Source organism: Mariniflexile soesokkakense, from assembly GCF_039650365.1.
Taxonomy (GTDB): domain Bacteria; phylum Bacteroidota; class Bacteroidia; order Flavobacteriales; family Flavobacteriaceae; genus Mariniflexile; species Mariniflexile soesokkakense.
On sequence record NZ_JAZHYP010000009.1, the window covers coordinates 62,341 to 88,959 of the forward strand.

Annotated in this window: 19 protein-coding genes; 17 read left to right on the forward strand and 2 right to left on the reverse strand. The window is 33.0% G+C overall.

The genetic code is table 11. From position 1 onward, the window contains the following. Window position 1 precedes the first annotated feature (1 nt). The 15 genes from VP395_RS14540 (at window position 2) to VP395_RS14610 (ending at window position 17,636) form a co-directional block, all read left to right on the forward strand. Window positions 2–2,137: a multicopper oxidase domain-containing protein gene (locus VP395_RS14540; RefSeq protein ID WP_346242751.1), complete on the forward strand. Its 2,136-nt coding sequence runs from the start codon at window positions 2–4 to the stop codon at window positions 2,135–2,137. A gap of 18 nt (window positions 2,138–2,155) precedes the next feature. Continuing rightward, a complete protein-coding gene (locus VP395_RS14545; protein WP_346242752.1) occupies window positions 2,156–2,506 on the forward strand; it encodes a tRNA-binding protein in 351 nt (116 codons plus the stop codon). A gap of 39 nt (window positions 2,507–2,545) precedes the next feature. Then, a complete protein-coding gene (locus tag VP395_RS14550; protein WP_346242753.1) occupies window positions 2,546–2,947 on the forward strand; it encodes a hypothetical protein in 402 nt (133 codons plus the stop codon). 21 nt (window positions 2,948–2,968) lie between these two features. Further along, window positions 2,969–3,532 (forward strand): helix-turn-helix domain-containing protein, encoded by a 564-nt coding sequence (locus tag VP395_RS14555; protein WP_346242754.1) that lies wholly within the window; start codon window positions 2,969–2,971, stop codon window positions 3,530–3,532. Between the two features lie 214 nt (window positions 3,533–3,746). Continuing rightward, a complete protein-coding gene (locus VP395_RS14560; RefSeq protein WP_346242755.1) occupies window positions 3,747–4,814 on the forward strand; it encodes an efflux RND transporter periplasmic adaptor subunit in 1,068 nt (355 codons plus the stop codon). A 10-nt stretch (window positions 4,815–4,824) separates the two neighbouring features. Next, window positions 4,825–7,956, forward strand: coding sequence for an efflux RND transporter permease subunit (locus tag VP395_RS14565; protein WP_346242756.1), 3,132 nt, complete (start codon window positions 4,825–4,827; stop codon window positions 7,954–7,956). Further along, window positions 7,937–9,286, forward strand: a complete 1,350-nt coding sequence (locus tag VP395_RS14570) for a TolC family protein (RefSeq protein WP_346242757.1) — start codon at window positions 7,937–7,939, stop codon at window positions 9,284–9,286. Before VP395_RS14565 ends, VP395_RS14570 begins: the two co-directional genes overlap by 20 nt. 125 nt (window positions 9,287–9,411) lie before the next feature. After that, the gene (locus VP395_RS14575; protein ID WP_346242758.1) at window positions 9,412–10,791 is read left to right on the forward strand and encodes an MFS transporter; all 1,380 of its coding nucleotides are present in this window, start codon (window positions 9,412–9,414) and stop codon (window positions 10,789–10,791) included. Between the two features lie 33 nt (window positions 10,792–10,824). Next, window positions 10,825–11,037, forward strand: coding sequence for a heavy-metal-associated domain-containing protein (locus tag VP395_RS14580; protein ID WP_346242759.1), 213 nt, complete (start codon window positions 10,825–10,827; stop codon window positions 11,035–11,037). A gap of 215 nt (window positions 11,038–11,252) precedes the next feature. Next, entirely contained in the window at window positions 11,253–12,674 is a 1,422-nt protein-coding gene (locus VP395_RS14585; RefSeq protein WP_346242760.1) for a DUF5689 domain-containing protein, read from the forward strand. Between the two features lie 41 nt (window positions 12,675–12,715). Next, the gene (locus tag VP395_RS14590) at window positions 12,716–13,189 is read left to right on the forward strand and encodes a DUF1203 domain-containing protein (RefSeq protein ID WP_346242761.1); all 474 of its coding nucleotides are present in this window, start codon (window positions 12,716–12,718) and stop codon (window positions 13,187–13,189) included. A 217-nt stretch (window positions 13,190–13,406) separates the two neighbouring features. Beyond that, window positions 13,407–13,961, forward strand: coding sequence for a CPBP family intramembrane glutamic endopeptidase (locus VP395_RS14595; RefSeq protein WP_346242762.1), 555 nt, complete (start codon window positions 13,407–13,409; stop codon window positions 13,959–13,961). A gap of 12 nt (window positions 13,962–13,973) precedes the next feature. Then, the gene (locus tag VP395_RS14600) at window positions 13,974–15,386 is read left to right on the forward strand and encodes a pyridoxal phosphate-dependent decarboxylase family protein (protein WP_346242763.1); all 1,413 of its coding nucleotides are present in this window, start codon (window positions 13,974–13,976) and stop codon (window positions 15,384–15,386) included. Window positions 15,387–15,398: 12 nt separating this feature from the next. Further along, window positions 15,399–16,157 (forward strand): MBL fold metallo-hydrolase, encoded by a 759-nt coding sequence (locus tag VP395_RS14605; protein ID WP_346242764.1) that lies wholly within the window; start codon window positions 15,399–15,401, stop codon window positions 16,155–16,157. Window positions 16,158–17,084: 927 nt separating this feature from the next. Continuing rightward, window positions 17,085–17,636, forward strand: coding sequence for a BfmA/BtgA family mobilization protein (locus VP395_RS14610; protein WP_346242765.1), 552 nt, complete (start codon window positions 17,085–17,087; stop codon window positions 17,634–17,636). A gap of 817 nt (window positions 17,637–18,453) precedes the next feature. On the opposite strand, the gene VP395_RS14615 is transcribed toward VP395_RS14610, so the two are convergent. Both VP395_RS14615 and VP395_RS14620 read right to left on the reverse strand, forming a co-directional pair. Then, the gene (locus VP395_RS14615; protein WP_346242766.1) at window positions 18,454–19,788 is read right to left on the reverse strand and encodes a tyrosine-type recombinase/integrase; all 1,335 of its coding nucleotides are present in this window, start codon (window positions 19,786–19,788) and stop codon (window positions 18,454–18,456) included. A gap of 282 nt (window positions 19,789–20,070) precedes the next feature. Beyond that, on the reverse strand, window positions 20,071–20,370 hold the full coding sequence (locus VP395_RS14620; RefSeq protein ID WP_346242767.1) for a transposase: 300 nt from the start codon (window positions 20,368–20,370) through the stop codon (window positions 20,071–20,073). 236 nt (window positions 20,371–20,606) lie between these two features. Here VP395_RS14620 and VP395_RS14625 point away from each other — a divergent pair, with 236 nt between their 5' ends. Together VP395_RS14625 and VP395_RS14630 are read left to right on the forward strand one after the other, a co-directional pair. Beyond that, the gene (locus tag VP395_RS14625; protein ID WP_346242768.1) at window positions 20,607–23,357 is read left to right on the forward strand and encodes a helix-turn-helix and ligand-binding sensor domain-containing protein; all 2,751 of its coding nucleotides are present in this window, start codon (window positions 20,607–20,609) and stop codon (window positions 23,355–23,357) included. 225 nt (window positions 23,358–23,582) lie between these two features. Further along, window positions 23,583–26,612, forward strand: a complete 3,030-nt coding sequence (locus tag VP395_RS14630) for a SusC/RagA family TonB-linked outer membrane protein (protein ID WP_346242769.1) — start codon at window positions 23,583–23,585, stop codon at window positions 26,610–26,612. The last annotated feature ends 7 nt before the right edge of the window (window positions 26,613–26,619 follow it).

Sequence of the window (26,619 nt, forward strand, 5' to 3'; positions counted from 1 at the left end):
AATGAAACCTATTCTTCTAATATTTTCATTCCTTTTTTTGGGCATATCCACATATGCCCAAAAAATTGTTAGATACGACCTTTATGTAAAGGATACCATTGTAAATTATACAGGTAAAGAAAAAAAGGCCATTGCCATAAATGGACAATTGCCTGCTCCTACTTTATATTTTACAGAAGGAGATATTGCAGAAATTCATGTGCATAATAAAATGCATCATGAAACCTCAATCCATTGGCATGGGTTGTTACTTCCCAATGAACAAGATGGCGTACCCTATTTAACAACGGCACCTATAAAATCACATACAACACATATTTATAAATTTCCTATTAAGCAAAGCGGCACCTATTGGTACCATTCCCATACCATGCTACAAGAACAAATAGGCATGTATGGTGCCATAGTCATTCATAAACCTAATGAAAAACCAATAAATGAAGAGGTCGTTCTATTGAGTGATTGGAGTGACGAAAATCCGCATCAAATAGAGCGCTCGTTGCACAATGCGACTGATTGGTATATGATTAAAAAGAATGCCGTTCAAAGTTATTCTGAAGCAGTTAAAGAAGGTTATTTTACAACAAAACTCACCAACGAATGGAAACGTATGCACGCCATGGATGTGAGCGATGTGTATTATGAACAGTTTTTGATAAATGGATTAAAGGACCAACATGCCAACTACAAAGCAGGAGACACGATTCGGTTACGCGTTATTAACGGAAGTGCATCCACCTATTTCTGGTTAAATTATGCAGGTGGAAAAATTACTGTTGTGGCTACCGATGGTGTAGATGTTGAACCCGTTGAAGTAGACCGGTTAATAATTGGAGTTTCAGAAATATATGATGTGTTAGTTACCATTCCAGAAAATAATACAAGCTACGAGTTTACTGCCACAGCTGAAGATAGAACAGGCTATGCATCGTTTTGGCTTGGTCGAGGCGAGAAAAAACAAGTAACGCCATTGCCTCGTTTGAAATACTTTGAGGGTATGAAAATGATGAACGACATGATGACACTTGGTGGAAACATGAACGATATGGGGATGAATATGAGCCTGCAGCAAATGGACATGAATACAGTGATGTATCCCGAAATTGTAGATTCAGGAGATACCGAAATGCCCGTTACACTTAATTATGCCATGTTAAGGTCCCCTGTAAAAACGGTGTTACCAGATGTGCCTTTTCGAACATTACATTTTGAGTTAACGGGGAATATGAATCGGTATGTTTGGACCTTAAACAATAAAACCATATCCGAAAGTGATAAAATAAAAATAAAAGCGGGAGAGAACATTCGTATTGTTATTACCAATAATTCCATGATGCGACACCCCATGCATTTACACGGTCATTTTTTTAGGGTTATTAATGGTCAAGAAGATTATGCGCCACTTAAAAACGTGATTGATATCATGCCCATGGAAACCGATACCATAGAGTTTAATGCTTCTGAAGAATACGGAGACTGGTATTTTCATTGTCATATTTTATATCATATGATGTCGGGCATGGGACGGATTTTTACTTATGAAAACACGCCTCCCAATCGACAATTACCAAACCCAAAAAAGGCATTGAGAAAAGTGTATAATGATGACCGACGATTTTATTTTGGTTCAGAAATTAGTCTAGAAAGTAATGGAAGCGACGGTGAACTATGGTTTATGAATACCCGGTGGAAGTTTGAAGCAGATTGGCGTTTGGGATTGAATGCTAAAGACGGTTATGAAACCGAAAGTCATTTTGGACGCTACATGGATAAAAATCAGTTTCTATTTTTATATGCAGGTTGGGATTGGCGATATAGAGAAAATCATGAGACCGAAACGAATTTATTCAACCAAAAAAGCACCAAAAATAAACGAGGTGTTGCCCATTTAGGTTTAGAATACACCTTGCCATTTTTTATAAAATCAGATGTGTCTGTGGACCATACAGGTTATGTGAGAGTTCAACTTAAACGCGAAGATATTCCAGTAACAAAGCGATTACGTCTTTGGGGGATGTATAATACGGACTTTGAGTATAATTTTGGAGCGAAGTACATACTTACTAAATACATCTCGGCATCGTCACATTATGATAGCGATATGGGGTTTGGAGCCGGTTTAACTTTTACTTACTAACCTTAATTTATTTTTAAAATGAATACTTCTGAAAGCACAAATTTAACTTGGAATGAATTCCTTAAAGTTGAAATGAGAGTTGGAACCATACTTGAAGCCCATATTTTTGAGGAAGTAAAAAATCCGGCATATAAAATGATTGTTGACTTTGGTGAGTTTGGGAAAAGAAAAACTTCCGCACAAATAACAGCGCTTTACAAGCCTCAAGAACTTATCGGCAAACAAGTGGTAGCTGTAGTTAACTTTCCGCCCAAACAAATTGCCAACATCATGAGCGAATGCTTAATTCTTGGAGGTGTAGGAAAAAATAAAGAGGTGATACTTTTAATCCCTGAACGGACCGTTGAAAATGGCATGAGAATTGGCTAACATGCAGTTTAATATAAAATAGAGATTATCGCATTAATCATGAAAACAATAGCCTATTTAATCATATTAACTCTTTTTATTGGATGTACTATCACAACTAAAAAGGGATATTTAGAAAATCAATCAGAGTTTATCGCAAGGTATCGCAGTTTTGGTTTTTATGAACACAGCTCAAGATTAAATGATTCAATGTGGTCAGTTTTAAATGGCTACAGGAATAACCTGATAAGTAATGCAACATATCACAAGATTGTAGAAACTTCGAAAAAGGTTAAAACAGAAAAACCAACATTGGGCTGTTATCTCATAGATTGGAATGATAATCCTTATGACACAACAAGTAAAATACTATTAGAATGGAACTTGTCTGAAGGTGTTATAATTCGATTTTTTACTACTTCAGAAGAAATAAAGAAAAGGCTTCCTGACCAATCTTTTTAATTAATAATAAATAATCACATTATGAAACTGTCTGTAAAAAATATGGTATGCCCAAGATGCATATTAGTAGTTAACAATGAACTCAATAGTCTCAATATAACTCCTGACACTATTACGATGGGAGAATTTGAGATTAAAGAGGCATTAAATGAGGAGCAATTAAATGCGTTTAAAAATCAAATGCGAAAACACGGTTTTGAGGTATTAGATGATCACAAAACAGTGCTTGTAGAAAAGGTAAAAAACACCATTATTGAGTTGATACATAATTATGACAATATCAATATCAAGCAAAACTTCTCTAGTATCATAAGCGAAAAACTACAAATTGATTATAGTTATATAAGTTCTATTTTTTCCTTAACTCAAGGAGTGACTATAGAAAAATATATCATTCTCCAACGAATTGAAAGAGCCAAGGAATTACTTGTATATAATGAATTATCATTAAGCGAGATTTCCGATAAGTTAGGCTATGTAAACGTTCAACATCTGTCCACTCAATTTAAAAAAATTACAGGATTAACACCATCTCATTTTAAGAAAATAAAAGAAAATAAAAGAAAAGCTATCGATCAACTATAAACTTAATTTTTTATCACGAATAGAGATATAGAACCCAACTAAACCCTCTTCTAAATATAGGATTAATAGCAACTTGTTAAGGCACTCAAATGAGTGCCTTTTCATTTAAAATACCACTAAAAATTTTAGAACTAATTGATGTAAATGTGCAATAAATAAAATAGGCTTCCTAGCTAATTTTGATCCATAATATTAATCTATAAATCAACGTATTATGAAACAAAAAATCAACTTATGGAATTCACTTTTGTTGAGCATTTTAATTATAACTATAGTTTCTTGTTCAAAAAATAGTGATGCAAATTTAGCCGCCAATGAAACCTCTATGGAAGTTGCGAAACTTCCGGTAGATGTTATTGAAGCTAAAGAATTAGAACTAAATCAAGAGGAAAATCTTGTAGGCACCTTATTACCAATTCAAGAGGTTGCCATTGTAAGCGAAGTATCTCAAAAAATCACCAAAATAGCTTTTAAGGATGGTGATCATGTTTCAAAAGGTCAGCTACTTTATAAACTAAATGATGCTGACATTAGAGCGAAACAAAAAGAGCTTTTCGCAGAATTGAAATTAGCCCAATTAAACGAGCAACGTTATGCTAGCTTGTTAAAAACTGAAGCCATTCGTCAGCAAGAATATGACGACATTGAAACCAAACTTCAGTCGTTACACGCCCAAGTGGAATTCTTAAATTTTCAGATAAGTAAAACTGAAATCAGAGCACCATTTTCAGGTAAAATTGGCATTTCAAAAGTCGATTTAGGAGCTTATGTATATCCTGGATTAGAATTAGTTAATCTTCAAGATCAATCTAAAATAAAAATCAATTTTTCAGTACCTGAAAAGTACTTATTGCAAGTTAATAAAGGAAAAATTGTAACATTTACCACTCAACTTTCCAATAAGTCATACAAGGCAACTATATCAGCTAGTAATTCTGGTTTAGACAATCAGAATAGAAGTTTAATGGTACAAGCTGTTGCGGATAATTCTCAAAATGAATTTAAGGGAGGCATGTCAGCAAAAATCAATTTCTCAACTGTAGAAACTGGTGCAAAAGGTATTAAGATACCATCACAAGCACTTATTCCAGGTGAGAATGGCTATAACGTGTATGTGTTGGATAACGACAGAGCTAAAACTATTCCTGTCAAAATCGGAAATAGAACTGAAAATGAAGTAACAATTCTTTCAGGTATAAAAGACGGGGATAAGGTAATCATTTCCAATATTCTTCGATTGGGAGAAGGCACACCTGTTGTTGCTGTTATTGAATCAAACTAAAAAAAAGATCATGAATTTACCATCATTAAGTATAAAAAAGCCCGTTTTGGCAGGCGTGTTTTCTGCCTTAATTGTCATTATGGGACTAGTAGGCTGGATGAATTTAGGTGTTAGAGAATTTCCTCTAACCGAACCTCCTGTGATTTCAGTCGTGACCTTTTATCCTGGCGCAAGTCCAGATGTAATTGCTTCGAAAATCACGAAACCAATGGAAGAGTCTATTGCAGAAGCCAATGGGCTACGAACCATTTCGTCCGAATCTCGTGAGCAAGTAAGTATCATTACGGTAGAATTTAATAGAGATATTGATTTGGAAGATGCACTAAACGATGTGCGAGATAAAGTATCAAAATCTAAAAATCAAATACCTGCAGATGTAGATCCACCCATTGTCGAAAAGGCATCCTCACCTGATAATTTGGTTGCATTTCTCGAAGTAGAAAGTGATACAAAAGACATCAAAGAAGTGAGTCATTTAGCTTCAACCATCATTAAAGATCGTATTCAATCCATTCCTGGAATTAATCGTGTTGCTGTTGTAGGCGAGCATAAATATGCAATGAGATTGCGTTTTGACCCCATCAAACTGGCAGCATTTCAATTAACACCTGAAGATATTCGACAAGCGTTATTGAGAGAGAATATTGATTTACCATCCGGTAGAATTGAAGGCGATAATAATGAATTAAGTGTACGATCTATCGGGCGATTAACCACTGCCGAAGAGTTTAATAATATGATTATTAAGCAAGATGGACATACCATTATTAAACTTAAAGATATTGGTTTTGCTGAATTAGGTGAAATGAATGAACGTACAGCTATTATCAACGGAACGAATAATTCCAATAGAATAGGCGTGGGTATTGCCATTCAAATTCAAAGAGGTGCCAATGCCATCGAGGTGGTTGACGAGTTCTACCAAAGACTTGATCAATTACGACAAGAAGTTCCTAAAGAATACCGATTAATTGTTGGTTTTGATTTTACAAAACCTGTTAGAGAGTCAATCAAAGAAGTTGAGGAGACATTATTCATTGCCTTCGGATTAGTAGTGCTCATTATATTCTTGTTTTTAAGAGATTGGCGTTCAACTATTATTCCGGTTTTGGCAATTCCTGTATCGATTCTATCGGCATTTTTCATCATGTATTTGGCAGGATTTTCAATAAACGTATTAACACTTTTGGGATTAGTGCTTGCCATTGGTTTGGTGGTAGATGATGCCATCGTGGTGTTGGAAAACATCTATAAAAAAGTAGAAGAAGGCATGACACCAATACAAGCAGCCTTTAAAGGATCTAAAGAAATATATTTTGCCGTCATTTCAACCACTATAACATTAGCAGCTGTATTTACACCAATCATTTTTATGGGTGGAATTAGCGGTCAATTGTTTAAAGAATTTGCGATTGTAGTGTCTGGTTCCGTATTGGTTTCAGCGTTCGTAGCATTAACATTATCGCCTATGTTGAGTGCTTACCTCCTGAAGAAACAAGATAAACCAAATTGGTTATATAGAACTACAGAGCCATTTTTTATAAGATTAAATAATGGTTACGAAAGATTATTGACGGTATTTATGAAAAACCGTTGGATGGCTTGGGTGTTTTTGGTTTTCGCAGGTGCGTTAATTTATGTAGTTGGAAAATCCCTGCCTTCAGAATTGGCACCACTTGAAGATCGTTCAAACATAAGCCTTATCGCAGTAGCACCTGAAGGTGTATCCTTTGACTATATGAAAAAAGGGATGACCGAAGTTGGTAAATATGTGAACGAATCTACCGATGGTTTATACCAAACCTACTCAATGGTGGCGATTTCATTTATTCCAGCACCTGCTCCAGTAAATGTTGCAGTACAAAGTATTTACTTAAACGATCCTAAAGAAAGGAAAATGTCTGCTCAAGAGTTGTACAATCAATATGGAGCAGCATCAGGAAACTTTAGAGATTTCTTACTCTTCCCCTATATGCCACCTACTATTGGTACGCGATACGGAGGCGGAATGCCAGTTCAGTTTGTTCTACAAACACAAAGTTTAGATAGTCTTAATAAAGTGCTTCCTAAATTTTTACAAGCGGCTCGCCAGAGTCCAAAATTAATGTTTGTGGACTCCGATTTAAAAATGAATAAACCAGAAGTAAAAATAAATATTGACAGACAAAAAGCAGCCTTAATGGGAGTGTCTATTCAAGAAGTATCACGTGCGTTACAGCTATCCTTATCAGGACAACGATATGGCTATTTCTTGAGAAATGACAGACAGTATGAAGTGATTGGTCAAGTTGAAAAACAACAGCGTAACGACATCAGTGATTTACGCAGCATCAATGTGCGGTCTTCTAATGGACAAATGATATCGTTGGATAATTTAGTGACTATGGATGAAGGGATTAGTCCTGCAGCCATTTACCGTTACGATCAATACACTTCTGCAACCATTTCAGCAGCGCTTGCACCAGGAGTGAGTCTTGAAGAAGGTATTAAAGAAATGGAGATTATTAAAAATGATGTTTTAGGTGAAACTTTTAAAACAAGTTTAGCAGGTCAAGCCCGAGATTATGAAGAAAGTCAAGGCAATATTCTGTTTACTCTAATATTAGCACTTCTTATTATTTATATGATTCTGGCAGCTCAATTTGAAAGTTTGAGAGATCCATTAATTATAATGCTAACTGTGCCAATGGCAGTTACAGGAGCTATTTTGAGCCTGTATTGGTTTGATCAAAGCTTGAATGTTTTTAGCCAAATTGGTATTATCACACTTGTGGGACTAATTACTAAAAACGGTATTCTAATCGTAGAGTTCGCCAATGATTTAAAAGCAAAAGGACTTTCAAAATTTGAAGCCGCTACACAAGCAGCTGTACAACGCTTCAGACCAATTTTAATGACTTCATTGGCCATGATTTTTGGAGCATTGCCAATAGCATTAACCTTTAATAGTCGTCAATCTTTAGGGATTGTCATTGCTGGCGGTTTGATTTTCGCTGGAATACTAACACTATTTATTATTCCTGCAGTCTATTCTTATTTATCAAGCGCTAAAGCGCATCAGGAGGTCATTGAAGAAGAACATCCTTCATTAGAAATTAGTCATAAACCTAAAATCGTTTACAATGAAAACACATATAATTAAAGCAGTGATGCTCCTGTTAGTCTTTTTTACAGGAATTAAAGCACATGCTCAAAAAACCATAAGTTTAGAGGAAGCCATTGCGTTGTCTGCTCAAGGTAACAAAGTCTTGAAAATTCAAAATCTTCAAGAGTTAAGAGCGAAACAAGCTGTAAAAGAAGCTAGAGGTGAATTTTTACCCAACCTAGCCTTTAATGGAAATGTTTCTAAATATTTTGATCGTCAGGTTATTTTCCTTCCAGGAAGTTTTGCTGGAACCAATAACGCTGTCCAAGATGTGAGTGTAGGAGGGCTTCAGCAATATAATGGCGTAGTCTCTTTGAACCAAACACTTTTTTCAAAAAGAACTAAAGAAGCATTAAAAGCCTCTTTAGTTGAAGAAAAAATTGAACAGGAAAAAACAGCTGATGTTGAGAGCCAACTTATTCAAGAAATCACTAAAATTTACTATCAAGTATTACTAAATCAAAATCAATTAGTGCTCTTAGAAAAAAGTCTTAATAGAAATGAAAAAGCTCTAAAAGATGCTAAGTCACTTTATTTACAAGGCAAAGGGTTGAAAACAGATACTTTAAGTAGTTACATCGTTGTTGAAAATTTGAAAACCTCGGTCGCGTATCAAAAGAGCAGAATTGAGATATCCAAAACACAATTGAAACAATTAATTGGTTGGGATGAACAAAATGAAATTGACCTCATAGACAGTTTGTTAGTGGCTGAAAATAGTGAAGCGATTGATGTTATGGATGACGATATCGTGGTTGAAGAATTGAGTCGGCAAGATATTGCAATTCAAAAGCTAAGCATTGAACTGGAAGAGAAAAGGCTAGCAGCAATTAAAGCAACTAGACATCCAGAAGTTTCATTAATTGGTCAATATCAGATACAATCTCAAGCTGATGATATGAAATTAAGTAATCAAACTTGGCACAATACAACCTTTGTTGGTGCAAATCTGTCCATTCCTATTTTCAATGGAGGTCGAACTTCTTCAAAAGTTAAACAAAGTCAATTAAAATTAGAACAGGAAAAAATTAAAATAGAAGATTTGTACGATGCTGTTAAACTCGAATTGGCTACCATTATAAGCGATTGGAATCATGCCAAACTGCAGTATGAAACTCAAAAAAGAACTGTGGAGGCTGCCGAAGTTAACTATGTAATGAATACAAATAGATATAGTAATGGCATAGGTTCAAAATTGGAAGTTACTGACGCAGAACTCGCGTTGACCACATCTCAAATAAATTTTTTATATGCTATTTACAATCTTAAAATAAACAAAACCGAGCTTCAAAGAGCAGTGGGTAAACTTAATTTTTCAATTCAATAAATTTTATTAAAAACACACAAAATTGTGCAAAACTTATCTAGGTAACATCCTATAGTTTTGTTATAAATAAAATGATTATGAAAACAAATAAAAATAAAACAACAAATGATGCAGGGAGCTATCCATTGCGATGGGCTGCCTTATTTATACTATGTGTGGCACAGTTTATTGTCATCATGGATACCTCAATAATTGGTGTTGCTTTACCAGCTATAAAAGCTGATTTAGGGTATACGCAATCAGGGCTACAGTGGGTGTTTAATGCTTATGTTATCGCCTTCGGAGGCTTCTTATTGTTAGGAGGAAAACTTTCCGACATTTTTGGAGCACGAAAACTATTTACGACTGGTTTTGCCATACTAACCTTGGCATCCTTATTTGCTGGTTTGGCTTGGTCTGATGTGTCATTGAATGTGGCGAGAGCATTACAAGGAATTGGTTCTGCCTTAATAGCCCCTTCAGCCTTAACGATGGTCTTTACCATGTTCATAGACCCGAAAGAAATAGGTAAGGCTTTAGGTTTTTGGGGTGCAGCGGCAGCGGCTGGTGGATCTGCAGGGGTGTTTTTAGGAGGCGTTATTACACAATGGATATCATGGGAATGGATTTTTTATATCAACATTCCTATTGGCTTGATTGTACTTTTAACAACTCCACGCTATCTACTCAAAGGAGAAAAACGTGCTGGAAAAGTGGATTTATTAGGATCTATTTTGGCAACTGTATCTTTAATGCTCATTGTATATGCAATTGTTACCGCAGAATCAAATGGATGGACATCATTATCAACATTTGGCTTATTTGGTGTTTCAATTATCCTCTTTGCGTTATTTCTCATTATTCAAAAGAAAAAAGAGCAACCATTATTACCATTGTCGATTTTTAAAACACCTAACCTTTCGGCAGGTAATGTGGTCATGGCTTTATTAGCAGGTGCATGGATTCCGTTATGGTTTTACTTGAATTTATATTTACAACAAGTGCTTAATTATTCGGCTTTTCACAGCGGATTAGCATTATTACCAATGACCATTACCATTATGATTTTAATGGTGGGGTTCTCAGGTAAGTTGGTTCAAAAATTTGGATTTAAACCTAATTTAATTCTCGGTTTGATTTTTTTAACCCTATCGCTCATACTCTTTAGTATGGTACCAGAAAATGGAAACTTTACAATCCATGTGTTGCCAGCATCTCTTTTAGGCGCTATTGGAATGTCTTTAGCCTATATACCAGGTACTATTGCTTCAATTTCAGGGGCAAAGCAAGAAGACTCCGGACTTGCTTCAGGGCTGGTTAACACAAGCTATCAGATAGGATCAGCATTAGGATTGGCCATTATAGTTGCTATAGCTGCTGCTATTTCCCATTCCGCAGAAGTATTAAATACTACATCGCAAGAATCATTGATTTTAGGCTTTAGAGTAGCATTTCTTGCTGCATCATTTATTAGTGGTTTTGCAGTGTTCATTTCTGTTTTTTATGTAAAAACTTTGAAGGTATAAAACTCAATTATTAATTATTAAATAAATTAGATCATGGAAAATTTAAAATTTAAAACAAATATTAAATGTAGTGGATGTATCACAAAAGCAACACCTACATTGGATGAGAAATTAGGAAAAGGGAATTGGGAAGTAGATCTTTTTACTCTTAAGAAGACATTAACTGTTACATCAAGTAATATGGACGAAACTGAAATAATTGCTGCAGTTAATGACGCTGGATTTACAGCAGAAAAAACAGTATAATCAAAAAGCGAACAATTAGTTAGATAAACCATTAGTTCATATTGAGCTAATGGTTTATCATACTTATACTTCAAATTACTTTTTTAATCTAGAATAATTATTCCAAATAAATTCAACGTAATATCTGCAAATAAATATTTAAAGAACTGTAACAAATAATTGCAAAAACAGTCTTAATCAACCATCAAAAATTAAAAATCAAAAAAACGAACATTATGAAAACAATGAATTTTAATCGCCTATTATTTTTAATTTTATTATCTATTACAATCTTAAGTTGTAGTAAAGACGATGACAATAACTCTGGAGGGAATTCAGGAGCTACATCAAAAGTTTCCTTTATTCAAGAAAACTATACTATTACACCACAAATGGACTCTGTTATTATTCCTTTAAAGCTTGAGCCAAAAGCATTTATAGATGGTTTTATTACAATCGAGTTATCAGGTAATGCAACTTATGGTTCTGATTATATCACGATTCCAGAAGTTTCAAACGGAAAAGTATTAATTGAGCTATTAATTAATACTCAATCAACAAATCTTATTATATATAAGACCAATGAAAACTATTCAATTGAAAAAACACTTAACCTAAAGTTAAGCAATTCAACTACTGGGTTTTCAATTGGTAGTACAAATAACACTCAAGTAACTTTTGAAGCACAAATCAATTGGGCTAACAAGCTAAACTTTAACACCTCAATAGGTCAAATAAATGAGAATAACAATGAGGGTTTATCGGTTATGTTAAATACAACAAGTTCAGTCCCGAATGGGTCAGTTGCCAAAATAAAAATTATATCACCGGCAGGTATAAATTATGGAACGCATTTTTATACAATTCCTGAAGCAGTTGATAATAGTATACATCTAACGTTCAATCAAAATGCACAAAGCACTAGCTTTAAAATTATTCCTATAAATGATAATATGATTTTAGACAATCGCAACATTTTATTTGAAATAATTGAGACATCAGAAACATTAGAAATCGGTGAAAATAATGAGTTTACAGCGACTATAATTGAAGACGATTTTCAGCCAGGTGCAACAAACACAATTGCAGAATTAAAATCAAATTTTAGTCAAAATCAAAACGATTGGTTTGTACCAACTGATTATTTTATTGAAGGTATAATTACTTCAGACAAAAATGTAATTGACGAAAAAGCGGTTTATATACAAGATAACACTAGCGGAATAATGATTCGATTTATTACAGCAAATACTTATAAGTTAGGTGATAAAGTAAGAGTTAATATAAAAAATGGAACAGGTAGGGTTGTTAATGGTGAATATATAATGGATTATATTAATATCTCACAAGTAGCTAAATATGCTGAAAATTTAGTTGTACAACCTGAACTAATAACAATTGAACAACTCAATACTGGGAATTATCAAGGTAAACGAGTTAAACTAGTAGGTGTTTATTTTGAAAGTGCAAATGGACAACAAGTATTTGAAGGGAATCAAGTGATAAAGCAAAATAATTTAGGTGCTATTGTTACTACATATTCTACAGCAGATTTTAGTAATAATGTTTTGCCAATGGGTGAAGTTTCAGTTACAGGGATAGTTGGTAAATGGAATTATATTTTTCCACAAAAGTATTCTCATGATATAACAAACTAATATGCCTTTAAACCTATAATAACTAATTAAATAACAAAAACATGAAATTCAAAATTAACGCATTAAATCATCAAGAATTTATATCACTTTTTGAAAAATCTGATATAGAATTGGAAAAACAAAGTATAAAACGAATGATTGTTAATGAAAAGCCTGGGTATCCTTGTCGTGTAAGTTTGGAAGATGCTGAAATTGGAGAGGAGGTAATTTTAGTGTCTTATGAATTTCATAAAACAAATTCTCCTTATAAATCTAGAGGGCCCATTTTTGTCCGAAAAGGAATCGAGACGAAAGAGTTTCAATACAATGAAATTCCAGTAATGCTAAATCATAGACTCCTGTCTTTTAGAGGTTACGACAAAAAAGGCTTTATGAAAGTTGCGAAAACCGAAAAAGGGTTGGATACGAAAAAGATAATTGAACAGATTTTTGAGAACACGAAAATAGAATACATTCATATACATAATGCTAGTCCAGGGTGTTATAATTGTGAAGTAAGAAGAGTTAATTACTAAAAAACGAGTCATTATGATTTACATTAATTATTTCACTAAAAAATGAAGTAAAATATAATTATCCATTATTAAAATGAAAACCATTCTAAAATTATCAAGGTTAAACCATAAAAAGGAGACACTCTTTGCACTACTGCAATTAATCATTGCTTACGGATTGATGTTTAACCCATGGACGGTCTTCCCTTATACTTTTATTATAATCATAGTCACAATTTTGATTTTCACATACTGGAAACATCATTCATGGTCGGAAGTTGGGTTTAAAACTGATTTGGGAATTTTAAAAATAATAGGTTCTGCTTTATTACTTTTCGTCATCATAGAACCAATATTTAGTTTTATAATTCAGCCCATCATCAATTGGATAGCAAATGAAAGCCCTGACTATTCCATATTTCAATCCATTGCTCACGATTCTTCGAAATACCTAAAATATCTATTGTTTATTTGGATTAGTGCAGCGATTGGTGAAGAACTTTTATTTAGAGGATTTATGTTTATGCAATTCAAACACATCCTTCCTGAATATAAGCACAAAACGGTATCGATGATATTAATATCTGCACTTTTGTTTTCTCTTCCTCATGCCTATCAAGGCTTGAGTGGGTTACTAACAACCTTCGTTTTTGGGATTATTTTCGGAGCGGTCTATGTAAAATATAATTATAATCTGTGGATAACGATTCTGATTCATGGATTAATAGACAGTGTTTTTATCACATTGGCCTTTATGGACAAATTGGATTATTACAATATGGTAAACTTTTAACAAATTGATATCATGAAACCAAGTATTCAATCAAAATTGTTTTTAGAAATGAAGGATAAAACGCTACTCTACAATGCGCAACATTATGCATTTGAGTATCTCGATGAGGTCTTTGACAGAAACGTGTTTCCAACTAAAGAGGCCTTACTTAATCTTTCGAATTTTGATGAAGAATTACCCGAATCATCAACAAGTTCTGAAGCTGTTTTAAGGCAATTAAATACGTATGGAAAACCAGCAACCGTTGCCACTTTAGGAGGTAGGTATTTTGGTTTTGTCACGGGTAGCGCGTTGCCAATTGGTTTGGCAGCAAAACATTTGGCAACTTATTGGGACCAAGCTCCAGCAATGCACGTATTGTCTCCAATAGGTTCAAAACTGGAATCTGTAGTCGAAAAATGGTTAATAGATTTATTTAATTTGCCTACAAGAACCTCGGCTGGATTTGTAAGCGGCACTTCTTCTGCCAATCTATGTGGTTTAGCTGCAGCTCGTTATAGAATTTTAAAAAATCAAAACTGGGATGTTAATAAACAAGGATTGATGAATGCTCCCAAAATTAGAATTGTTGCTGGAAGGCACGCCCATTCTACGGTTTTAAAAGCTATTGGGATTCTCGGTTTAGGGCAGGATGCTATTGAATGGGTGGATGGTGATTCTCAAGGTAGAATGAAAGTAGATGAAATTCCAGACTTGGATTGTGGTACCATAGTCATCTTACAAGCTGGAAACGTGAATAGTGGAGCCTTTGATGATTTTGATTCCATATGCTCAAAAGCCCAAATAGCTGGTGCATGGGTACATATTGATGGTGCATTTGGATTGTGGGCACAAGCAGTGAGTCAATTAAAGCATCTTACAAAAGGAATTGAAAAAGCCAATTCTTGGGCAGTGGATGGGCACAAAACCTTGAATACGCCTTATGATTGTGGCATCGTAATGTGTGAAGATAGTGAAGCGATGACTGCGGCATTACACATGACTGGAAGTTACATCATTCAAAGCGCCGAACGCGATGGGATGTTTTACACACCAGAGATGTCGCGAAGAGCGCGAATCATTGAATTGTGGGCAACACTTAAATACTTGGGTAAAAATGGCATTGATGAAATGATTTTGAATATGCATGAAAGAGCAAAACAATTTGCGACCGAAATTAAATTGAGTCAAGGATTTACAATTGACAATGACATTGTCTTTAACCAAGTCATTGTGAGATGTGAATCGGATGCTATAACGGAACAAGTTTTAAAAAATGTACAAGAATTGAGAGAGTGTTGGGCTGGAGGTTCTGTTTGGTTTGGGAATAAAGTGATTCGAGTTAGTGTGTGTTCTTGGGCTACGACGCCAGAAGAAATCACACGTTCGGTGAAATCATTCTATAAGGCAATTATGATGTGCCAGACAAAAAGCAATGAATTTTAAAACTTTAAAATTATGGAACTACAACTCATAAGAAATGCAACCCTTAAATTAGATTATGGTGGGATGGTGTTTTTAATTGACCCGTATTTGGGTGAAAAATATTCACAGCCGACATTTGCAGGTATTTCCAAAAACCCAACAACCAATTTGCCGATAAGTATTAAAGAAATACTGAATGGTGTTAATACTGTTTTGGTTTCACATCTGCATCCAGATCATTTTGATGAAAAAGCGGAGAAAGTGATACCAAAATCACAACAGATCCTTTGTCAGCCTGAAGATGTCAAGGCAATGACTTATAAAGGATTTACTGATATTCAAGCTCTTGAAACCGAATGGACTTTAGATGACATTACCATCACTCGTACAACTGGACAGCATGGTCATGGCGATCGACTATTCATGATGGGTAATGTGTCAGGTTATATTTTCCAGCATAAGGATGAACCGACATTGTATTGGATGGGAGATACCGTATGGTATAATGAAGTGCAAAAAATAATTGAGAAGTTACAACCAAGTATTATTGTCACACACTCATGTGGTGCCGTTTGGGTTAGAGATGAAGAACCTGTCATTATGGACGAAAAGCAAACCGTAGCTGTGTGCGAATTTGCACCATATGCTCAAATTGTAGCGACTCATATGGAATCGCTTGATCTTGCAACAATAAGTAGGTTGCATTTAAGAACATTTGCAAACCAGAAAGGTATTTCTGATTCACAATTATTGATTCCCATCGATGGAGAAAAAATGACTTTTAATAAATAAGTTAAAATGAAAATAAAAACAGACAAATTGATATTAGAGTTAACGGAGTTAACTTATCAAAACATTGAAGATGCAGAAACAATGCTTCAAAAATCGATTGAGCAACTAAATTGGAAACTATATACAACTAGTTGGAGTGATTCATGATTATGGTTTATTGAATCCAATTGCTAATGTTCCAGCAGAGAAAACAACTGTGTTAAAACCAGCAGTCGTAATTGAAGACACCTCAAAATAAGAGTTAATAAAAGTATAAAAGTAACCCTATGTTGTCTAATATTTAAAAAAATAAGATCAATAGTTCACATAAGCCCATAGTTGTTTCCTCAAAAATCATAGGTTTTCTGATTAAAAAAATTGCGATAGCAAATAAAATTTAACCTTTGATTAAAGCAACTAATATATGTTTTTTGCATCTACAAGTCATACTTCTTAAATCCTAGAAGGTATAAAATGCTCTAAAGTGTGTTTAACATATGATTGAAACTAAATAGGAACACACCAAAATGAGACCTTTTTGAAGAATTTCAAAGGGTCTTATTTTTTTGTTTTCACGAGCCACTTTTTGAAAATCTGACGTCCAAATCCAAAGATGTATTGCAAATCATAAGTTTTGCAACTAAAACCAACCATTTGAAACCAATCCTCGTTTGTGTTTCAAAAAACAATACAATATCTTTAAAAGAGCGGGCATAAAGAAAAAGTAACTTGGTTTTTATACCTTAAGTTGTTTGAGAATTTTGATCCCTGCGGGACGAAAAAGGAAGAGCAAGAGGGTAACACGCGATGCGATGTTACATAATTCTATATTTAGTTCAATCCCTTGCTATCAGTGGGATTGAAGATTTTTAATTTAATGACACTTTAATGTTTTTTTACTAAAAAACCGTCGCAACCCAGTAAAATCAACATATTTTTTACTAAAAAATGGACAAAGGTTATGAAAAAGAGAAATTTGAAACCATCAAGATCAAAACTTCGGTGGCTAAACGTTTTAGAAATTATTGCAGAACCATTTCCAAATCGCAGTCCATGACCTTGCATCACATGGTGGACTTTTTTGAAATCAATGGAATATCACCGGAAGATAATTTGGGAGATACCATTGCCATGCTAAAAGGACAAATTATCAAACGTTCCAATGCGGTGATTGCCATCATTAAGAATATTGAAAAATTACACCACAAACCCACTACGGCCATCTTGCAATCCCTTTTTGAAGAAACCGCGTCTATTGAAAAAGAAGTGGAGGATGATTTTGGATTTGGTCAGCCAAAACTCATAGCAGAAAATGAAGAGTTATTATATTACAAAAAGGAGTATGAGCGCATAAAAGATGAAAATTTTAAGTTTAGAAAACTTATGACAAATTTTCTTAATAAAATTAATCACGAAAAGCGGCATTTTGGAAATGACATTTTGAAACTAAAGTTGGACAAAATCGATTTTGATAATTTTAGAAAAAGCAATAATGTTTAAGATGTTAAAAATGCTCAAATTAGAGCAAATAAAATTAAAGGAGGTTGACCAATATTGGGACAAGTAGTGTACCGATGCTGTACCAAAATTTGGACAAGTGCTGGACAAGTGCTGGACAAGCACTGGTACGTATAAATAAACATATACAAACAGTATAAAACATAAACAAACTTTAAAAAACAAAAAATTTTAAAAATTTATTTCAATGTTCTTAAAAATTAAAAAAAATATCAAAACACCAAAACGATGCAAATTTTATTAATCAAATTTCTTCAAAACAATCATGGGGTTGGCCAAATTTTGGACTACCCTGTTGGATTTGGTTAAGCGCTAAATCATTGGTTTAATTCTTTATCGGGATTTAGTACTTATCATTTAAAAAACTGAGAGTTAATCTTTCGTTGTATCTGTCTAAAATTTCATTTGGAAGCGATTTAAGATAGATTTGAGTTGTATTCAGCTTACTTATCCAAGCATCGAAGAAATTGCCTGTAATGGAACATTTTGAAGCATGGCATTAGTTGCAAAACTATGACGAGAAACATAAGAAGATAAAGTTTGATCAATATTGAATAAACAGCAATTTTTAAGTTTATCATTATATTTTGCTCTTAAACTACCTACATCTTCAAATACTGTTTGGTTCTTCTCTCATTATAGAAAAGATAAAATCTTGTTTTGAATTACCTTTTTTTATTGAATTTTAAAATCTCAATTAGCGTAGCTGAAATTTTGAATCTGATATTTATTAAAGTTTCTACCGTTTTAAGTCACCTAATCAACATAGTCAGTGATTTGTTTAAATAAAACTTTACTTTCAAAAATTTATTACGCTATCTAAGGCATCATCAGCATCCCTATTAATAAAATTAGCTTGATAGTTTAGAGTAGTCTTTAAATCGCTGTGGCGATATAATTTTTGTAGCATTAAAGGGTGGATTTTATCTCCTGCAATATTTCCAAAACTGTGACGAGCAATGTGATTTGATAAATTCTTGTCGATGTCACATTCTATAGCAATTCGTTTTAAATATTTATTAAATAATTTTGTGGCATTTCTAGTCTTAATAAAAATATCTTCTGCATTTTTATTATTGGCACCTTTTAAAAAGGGAAATACATATCCGTCATTTTCCTTTTGGTTATTTCTATAAAAACTTAAAATGATATTAGCTTTATCGGGTATTTTAAGACTTAGGGCTTTTTCGTTTTTATTCATCACATAATAAAGTCGGTTATCCTTGAAATCCGACCACCTTAATTTGACTATATCAGATATGCGTATACCTGCAAAGTAAAAAGCAATTAGCCAAACATTGTGTGTGTGCCAAATTGATGATTGAGGCTGAAAGTGCAGAGATTCTATTCTCTCAATTTCATTTGTTGTTAGGCCTATTTTGTTACCCGAACCAATTTTTATCTTTTCTTTTTCACCTGCAAAAGGATAAAATTTTGAAGCTACAGTTCCTTCTTTGATAGCAATATTAAAAAGGGTTCTGATAAATATTAGTTGATTCGATATGGTTCTTGTTTTCTGATTTAAGTAGGCGGAACAGAAAGTTTTATACCGCTCTAAAAATGCTTGGTCTATATCGCGAAACTTCAAAGTCTTATTTGTCTTAAAATGAGTTATGCCATCTATAAAAGAGTATTCAGATTTCATTGCTCTACTTATTCTGTCCTTTCTTCTTTGTTTTATTGCCTCAATTGAGTCACTCTTGGGTAAAGTAGATTTAAGAATAAGAAACTCTTCAATATTATATAAAATAGAAAGCTCTGACTTAGCTACTGAAAAAGTTCCGCGATCATATTTACTCTTAACCCTTTCCGCTGCAACTGTAAAGAATGATTTAGAACCACCTGGTCCTTTCAATTTTTGTTTAGCCTGTTTAGGTGTTATCCTTTCATCTTTAGAATCAAAATACAAATCATTAACCTCTATCAATTTCTTCATCAAAAAGTTGTTTAGCTTTTTATGATTTGGATGGGTTCTCTTGGCTTTCCCTGTAACTTTATCCCAATCCTTTTCAAAAACATATTGGCCGATCCATTTATAGTTAGTTTTGTAGTTTTCGCTAATTCTAATAGCCAAAGGAATACTGCCGTCCTTTTTCATCATATTTTTACGCAATACAATTTTGATACTTGCCATAATTATCTTTTTAGAAAAAACAAAGATACTAAAAACTAGTACAGAATAAGTACAGAATAATTTGATTTTGGATGATTTTAATCTAATATGAAAAATATTTATTAGTTTATAAATAATTGATTTTAAATGATTTTGCTTGATTTTAACAATACTAAGTTTTAAGCTCATAACCCGAAGGTCACTGGTTCGAGTCCAGTTCCCGCTACTAGGAATAACAAGGGTTTCAAGAGATTGAGACCCTTTTTTTATTTCGATGGGTACAGAATAATGGATCAATCCCAATTATTGTGTTTGAGAAAAAATTTTAGTTAACCTAAAAAGAAAGAATTCTACATTTTTAACACCTCTGAATTGCGCTCTATAGGCTTTTATTTTGGCATTGAAAGATTCCGTTGAAGCATTTGTATTTCTGTTGATAAAGTAATTTAAAATTGAACGATAGTTTATTTGTATGGTGTTGGCAATTGTATTGAAGGCTTTAAATCCGGATCCTTCTACTGGTTTATACCAATGCGCTAGTTTAGTGTAAGCTATTTCTATTGAACTTGTAACAATAAATTTGACAATTAATTCCGGTATCAAAGATTAGATAAAACTGGGCTAGATTTTTTAAAAGTTCAAATCCTGCTTAGGGATTAGGTTTAAGAAGCCATTAATTTTCAAAAGCTATTTACTAATTAAATAAATTTGGTTTTAATTTCATTATTTTTGTTAGTAACAACATATTTTATTAGTACTATCAGTAAGTTGTTTTCATACTCCAGAATATGCTCATAAAACATTTCAAATTTTCTTTTTTATTTTTCGGTATAGTGTTGATGTCGCAAACATTAATAGCTCAATTTACTCCTTATTTTCAAAATTATTCTTTATCTGAATATAACGCAGGGAATCAAAACTGGGGAGTGTCAAGAGCAGAAAATGGCATGCTATATGTAGCTAATAATAACGGGTTGTTAGAATATGATGGCATTAAATGGGATTTTATGGAGCTGCCAAATAAAACTACCATTCGATCTGTTTTAGCCTATAAAGAATTAATATACACAGGGTCTTATGAGGAATTTGGATATTGGAGAAAGAATTCTAAAGGCACATTAATTTATACTTCTATAAGCGATTCAATAAAAGAAAAAATTTCACCAAATGAGGAAATTTGGCAGATCTTGCCATTTAAAGAAGGTATTGCTTTTAGGTCTTTTTTAAACATATATATATACATGTTTAATGGTGAAATTAAAAAGATAAAACCAAAATCTATTGTTATTTCATGTAGTGTAGTTGATGATAAATTATATGTGGCAACGCTTCGTAATGGTATTTATGAGTTAAAAAACAATGAATTAGTCTTGAAAATTATGGATAAGATTTTAGACAACACTAAAGTCTTGTTCATTACTAATTATAAAGGAAGTTTACTTTTAATAACATCGATTAAAGGTTGTTTGATTTATGAAAACAATATATTGAAACCTGTAGATTTTGAAATTAATGATGTTATAAAGCAGCATTTGTTAAATGGTTTTTCTTTATTGAATAAGGGCAATATGGCCTTTGGGACTATTAAAGATGGTATTTATTTCACAAATAATGAAGGAAAAGTAATTTTTCATATAAATAAAGAAAATGGACTAATTAACAATACTGTTTTAAGCCAATATTTAGATAGCGATAATAAATTATGGTTGGGCTTAGATAATGGTATTGCTTGTGTTGATTTAAATAATAACAACCTCTTTTTTAATGATGTATCTGGGCGCTTGGGTGCCGTGTACGATGTTCTTAAGTTTGAAGATGTCATTTATTTGGGCAGTAACACAGGTTTATTTTATTTGGATAAAAGAAATAATTTACAATTTATAAAAGGCTCTCAAGGACAAGTGTGGAATTTAAAGGAAATTGAAGGGGAACTATTTTGTGGGCACAATGAGGGTACTTTTTTGGTAAAAGACTATGCTTTAAAATTAGTGTCGTCTGTTACAGGAGGTTGGGTTATTAAAAAGGTTCCAGAACAAAACAACACATATATTCAAGGTACCTATACTGGATTAGTGCGATTAAAAAAAGAAAATAACACTTGGAAATCTAAACATTTAGGAGAAACTACAATACCCATTAGATATTTGGTTTTTGAAAATCAAAATACAGCTTGGGCTGCTCATGCCTATAAAGGTTTGTATAAAATTAAATTCGATAAAAATTACGATACCATTACTAATATTAAAAATTATAATACCAAAGGTTTTTTTTCCGATTTTAATATTAGGGTTTATAAAATTAAAAACGATATCTGTTTTAAAACAAATGATGGCTGGTTAAAATATGAATCAATATTAGATACTATTGTTCCATATGATTTATTAAATAAAAGCTTTGGTAGAAATTCTTATGTAATATCTGAAGAAGATGTTAACCAATTAGTGTTAAAAACGACTAATGATGCTATTAGTTTTAAATCTTTACTTGATAATGAAAAGGAAATATCACTAGCAAATAACTATTTTGAAAACAGACTAATTGTAGGTAACGAAAATGTTTCAAAGATCAACGACTCCATATTTGCATTGAATTTGAATAATGGTTTTATGCTTATTGATAGTAAAACAGATTCTAAAATAAAATTATATAAACCATCAATAGATTATATTGAAATTGACAAAGGATTAATAGATTTCGAAGTAAATAAAAAGATTCCATTAAAGTTGAATAGTAGTTTCGGAGTTTCTGTATCATCGCCGAAATCAAGTAATCATTTTTTTGAGTATTCTATAGTAGAACTTGATCCAACTAAATGGAAAAGGTTAGAAAAAAATAAATTAGAACTATCAAGTCTAAAAGACGGAATATATACAATACTGTTACGAACCAAAAACAACCTAGGAAAGTCTTCAGAAGTTTCTAAAATTCAATTAAACGTACTGCCGCCTTGGTATAAAGATACTATTGGCATTGTCATTTATTTGATCCTTATAGCAATTAGTATGGGGATGTTTTATTATTATAATAAACAAAAAATAAATAGAGAACAAAGATTATTAAAAATAAAGTACGCCAAAGAACAACAAGAAATTGTTAGAGAGAAAAGTTTAGAGAATGAAAAAAGAATAGTTCAATTAAAAAACGAGGCTCTAAAAAATGAAGTTAAATTAAAAAGTAAGCAATTAGCTAATACCGCTTTGGCATTGGTTAAAAAGAATGAAACCCTACAAGATATTAAGAAGGAGTTGGCTAATAATAAAGAAGGTTTTGACAATCAATATGCTTTTAAAAAAATATTAAATAAAGTTGATAGTTCTATAGCTCATAAAGATGAATGGAAAGTTTTCGAATACAATTTTAACCAAGTACATGAAGATTTTTTTAAGAGTTTAAAATCAAAGCATTCCAATTTAACTCCAAGAGATTTAAAAATTTGTGCTTACATCAAAATGAATTTATCAAATAAAGAAATTGCACCTTTAATGAATGTATCTGTAAGAGGTTTAGAAACACATAGATACAGGTTAAAAAAGAAGCTGGATTTAGAAAATGATATTTCTGTGTCCGATTATTTGACAAATCTGGAATAATCTACTTCAAAAAATACGTTATTCATAATTATTTTTACGTCATTACTACGTCATGTGGTGTTTTTGACTTGCATTTAACTCACTTTATTATTAAATTAACATACGTCAATTAAAGCTAATTAAGCCTTTTGATCTTCAATGGCGTATTTAAAGCGTAAACGCTTTTGCTTCAAAAGTGATAATAGGTTTTATCTTGTACCTAACTAAATATTAAACTAAAACCATATGAAAGCAAAAATTATTTTACTATTATTTTTTCTATTTTCAGTTAGTGGCTTCGCTCAAAATTTAACCGTTTCGGGCGTTGTTACAAATTCTGAGGATAATATGCCTGTTCCGGGTGTTAATGTTATTGTTAAAGGAACGAGTAGGGGAGTTAGTACCGATTTTGATGGTAACTATACAATACAAGTTAATAGAGGAGAGATCCTTGAGTTTAGCTCTGTTGGACTAAAAACGGTTAGCATAACTATTGGTGACCAAAAAACTATTAATGTATCTATGGTTACGGACATTGCTACGCTTGACGAGGTAGTAGTAGTTGGGTATGGTACTGCAAAGAAACGTGATCTTACAGGTTCCATTGTAAGTATAAAAGGGGATGAGGTTGCTGATAAGCCAGCTACCAACCCTATTGCATCCATACAAGGTAAAGTAGCTGGCTTAAGTGTGGTAAACTCTGGACAAGTAGGGCAAGCTCCTGATATTAGAATTAGAGGTACAAGTAGTAGATACGATGTAGGTCCTTTATTTGTAATTGATGGTATATTTGCCGACAATATAGACTTTGTGAACCCAAATGATATAGAATCTATTGAAGTATTAAAAGACGCGTCATCACTAGCTGTTTTTGGTGTTAGGGGTGCTAATGGGGTCATTATTATTACAACCAAAACTGCTAAAAAGGGTGAGTTTAAAGTTAATTTCAACTCGTCGATTGGTGTTAAAAATATTGTAGGTGCACCAGATTTGGCTGATGCTACTCTTTTTAGAGAACTTTATGATGAGCAACTTGTAAATGAAGGTGCTGCTCCATTTTCTCATTATGATAAATTTACAGGTAATACCAATTGGGTAGAACGTATTTCAAATAAATCAGCATTTATACAAACCAGTAATTTAAGCATACAAAACGCTACTGAAAAAAACAAACTATCTTTTGGTTTGGGTTACCGTATGGAAGAAGGTTTAATTAAAGACGAAGAATTACAAAGAATTACTTTTAACTTAAATAATGAATATAATTTAACAGATAATTTCAAAATGGGGTTGACCATTAATGGTCTTCAAGATAAGCTTCCTAATACAGGTAGCTTTAGCTCTTCATTAAATGCGACACCTATTGTAGACCCTATTCATTTTGATGCTAGACCAGAATTTAATGGTTTATACAATCAGTTACCAGCACAAATTGGTGGGCCACAAATAGGCAATCCACTTTTAGTTGCAGAGGTTACAAAAAACAAGAGTATTCCTCAGCGTTATCGTTTTGTAGGAAGTATGTTTGCCGAAATCGATTTTTTAAAGGATTTCAATTTTAAAGCAACAATATATGGTGATTATAACAACTTTAGATCTAGATCTTACACGCCAATTGTACCAATATATGTGTCTGAAACAGATGAAATTGACAACTTTAATGGCAATCAACTTACAAGGGTAAATCAATCTAGTAGTACAGTGTTTAATTTTCAACAAGATTACATTCTTTCATTTGCGAAAGAATATGGTAAACACGATATAAATGCAGTGGCAGGTTTTACAACTACACAATTTGCATCAGAAAGCATTTCTGGAAGTGTGCAACATGATCCAGGCTCATCCGCAGGTATCATTCCAGATAATCAACGGTTTTGGTACTTAAATGTATTTCCCTACGGTGATCCATCTACTAGAACGTCAAATTCAAGTCAATCCGAAAGAGCAACCTCTTCATTTTTATCTAGAGCCATTTATAATTATGATAGCAAATATTTATTAAATATGTCTTACCGTAGAGATGCAACCTCGCAACTTTCACCAGAGAACAGAGCGCAGGATTTTTGGTCTATTGGTGCTGGTTGGGTAGCTACTCAAGAAGACTTTATGGATAATATTAAAGGTTTAAGCTATTTAAAGATTAAAGGCTCAACTGGGGTTTTAGGTAACCAAGCCTTACCCGGAGGAACCAATTACCCATATTATCCAGGGGTAAGCCAAGGTGCTACTGCTGTTTTTGGTAATGAAGTTATACCTGGCTTTGTTCAAAAGTTTGAAGAAAATCCAAACCTACAATGGGAAACTGTAAGAATGTGGGAAACTGGTTTTGAGTCTAGATGGTTTGCTAATAGATTAATGTTAAACGCCAACTATTACAATAGAAAAACCGAAAATCTATTAGTATTTGTCGACACTGGTGTACAAACATTTTTTGATAACTTCGGTGAAATAGAAAATAAAGGTTTGGAGTTTGAAATGTCTTGGGATGGCGAAATTAATGATGATTTTAGTTATTCAATTGGTGGTAACCTTACTACAATCGACAACAAAGTATTATCAACTTTTGAAGACGCACCTATATTCGCAAACGGAACCGCTTCAAGAACCGTAACAGGGCAACCAATAGGGAGCTTTTATGGCTATATTGTAGATGGCTTATACCAATCAAATGCAGATATTGCTTCATTGCCTCCTAGTAGATTAGGTGCTTATGCACCTGGCGATTTTAAATTCAGAGACGTTAACGATGACGGTGAGATAACGCCAGCAGATAGAACTTTAATTGGTAATCCAACTCCAGACTTTACATACGGTTTTTATGCCAATTTAAAATATAAAAATGTTTCTTTAAATATAGATTTTCAAGGTGTTTATGGTAATGAAATATATCGTAATTGGGGTAACGGAAATTCGTTTGCGCAATTTAACTTTAGAACAGACCTTCAAGATAGATGGAATGGTTCTGGGTCATCAAACTGGGAACCAAGATTATTCTCAACAAATTATAACAGATTGCCTTCTACATACATGATTGAAGATGGTAGTTATATTAGAATTCGAAATATTCAATTAAATTACAGTATTAACAGTAATATACTTGAAAAGTTAAAAATACAGCAATTAAAGTTGTATGCAAACGTTCAGAATTTATTTACATGGACCAAAGCATCTGGTTTTACTCCAGAAGCTGGCGGATCACCAACATCTTTTGGGGTTGACGGTGGTGGCTACCCAATACCAGTAATATCAACTCTTGGACTAAGTTTAACCTTTTAAAAAAAAT